This is a genomic window from Pseudobutyrivibrio sp. MD2005 (assembly GCF_000621865.1).
Lineage (GTDB): Bacteria > Bacillota > Clostridia > Lachnospirales > Lachnospiraceae > Pseudobutyrivibrio.
Genome location: NZ_KK211362.1, coordinates 1 through 1,678, shown reverse-complemented (window position 1 = coordinate 1,678; position 1,678 = coordinate 1). Strand labels below are relative to the sequence as shown.

The 1,678-nt window shown below is 36.8% G+C and carries 1 protein-coding gene and 1 pseudogene; one reads left to right on the top strand and one right to left on the bottom strand.

All coding sequences use genetic code 11. From position 1 onward, the window contains the following. Window positions 1-150 precede the first annotated feature (150 nt). Window positions 151-1,023: a CotH kinase family protein gene (locus T498_RS16635; protein WP_081779780.1), complete on the top strand. Its 873-nt coding sequence runs from the start codon at window positions 151-153 to the stop codon at window positions 1,021-1,023. A 15-nt stretch (window positions 1,024-1,038) separates the two neighbouring features. On the opposite strand, the pseudogene T498_RS15995 reads toward T498_RS16635, so the two are convergent. Continuing rightward, a pseudogene (locus tag T498_RS15995) lies at window positions 1,039-1,678 on the bottom strand (hypothetical protein); the annotation flags it as partial.

Genomic DNA, 1,678 nt, shown 5'->3' with positions numbered 1-1,678 from the left:
TTGGTTCTCAGCTTCAGAAAAATACAATCGATGCTGATGTAATAATGGCTGCTGTGAATGAGCAAGCATTAACAAGTTGATATTCAATTTTCAATCTACAAGGCCATGCCAGTCATGGCCTTATCTAATCTCAGGAAATCCTGAGAAAAGATAAGACTACGACAATTCGTCGCAACTCAGATATATCCGTGTCGCACAGGTAGAAGCCTGTCGCATTTCAAGAAAAACTCGGTAAATTTAAATCGTCGTTGGTTCAGGCTAGAGCGCGTCGCTCAACAACTTGACAGGCAGGATGATGAAACTATTATTCAAAAAAAGGATTGGACCCCTTCTGAATATTCACAAGATGTCGAATACAATGAAGATTTTGGCTACGATTGGTTACCAGGTTATTATCTACAAAAAGGTTCGCCTGATGCATACCATGTAATTCACGATTTATTCTATGCCATGGCATATTCCGGTGATAATAATACCATTAGGTCCACTGTAGATATGAATAACGCTATTGACCTATATCTATTCTATGAATTATCACAAGCTGCTGATAATGTATATGACACCAATATCAAAAATCTCTTTGTAGTAAATAAGCCTGCCAACAATCAATTTGGATGCAAACTACTATTAGTTCCATGGGATATGGATCAAACCTGGGGTAATCGCTATGTAGATGGGCTCGGCTCCAACGCCATCACTAGCTATCATATGTCTACAGATTATGAGTTACCTATAGGCTGGGGCCCGGTACCATTTCTTATACAAAACGGTGATGAAACTATCACTGCAGAAGTTAAAGCTAGATACGCTAGTCTCCGCGAAACTGTTTGGTCAAATGACAATCTCATGAGTATGTTGGATAAATACGAAGCTGATATTTACAAATCTGGCGCTTTTGAGCGCACTATGGAACGGTGGCCAGATGGGAACTATTATAATCCTGAGGTTGAATTAAGTGATTTTAAAGAATTTGTGCAAGGCAGACTAGCTTGGATGGATGAATATATTAAAGGGCTGCAGTGATGCAGCCCTTCAACTTTAATAAGATATTCCGTTATCGTTTAATAATTTTTGGTAATAAGTACATTGCTCTTGGTAACCTTTAATCCATGCCTTCATAGAATTTATCTCATTTACCGTCTCTGTTAAATCATTCATTCTCCACTCAGAAATGTATGTGTTAAATGCATCGTTGTGTTGTGATAAACAATTTGAACCATCAAGCTTATATGCAGCCAAAAACAGTACAATTGTCACACAGGAATAAGCTAGCATCACTTTGTTTGCACTTCTAATCAACATCCTTCCCCTATCTAACATCATTTCAAATCCTGACATTGCATAAGGAAACAGTAATATAAAATAAGTAATATTATATTGGGACTTTGCCTCCCACATTAGACTGAATGTAAAGCCTCCAACAAAACTTAATAACAAAAATGATTTGTCATTAAACTTAGCTTTATCCTCCAATATTAACCACAGCAGTGTGCCTGTTAATATTATTATTCCAAAATAATCAAATATTTTAGCACCAATAACATAACCTTTTCCGCTCATGAAAGTTTCTAACCATCCTGGAAACGCCACTCTATGTGCTCTTACTTGATTTATCCAATATCCTTCATATGTTGGCTCAATCCACATCGATGCAATTTTCTTTGAGAAAAACTGAAAT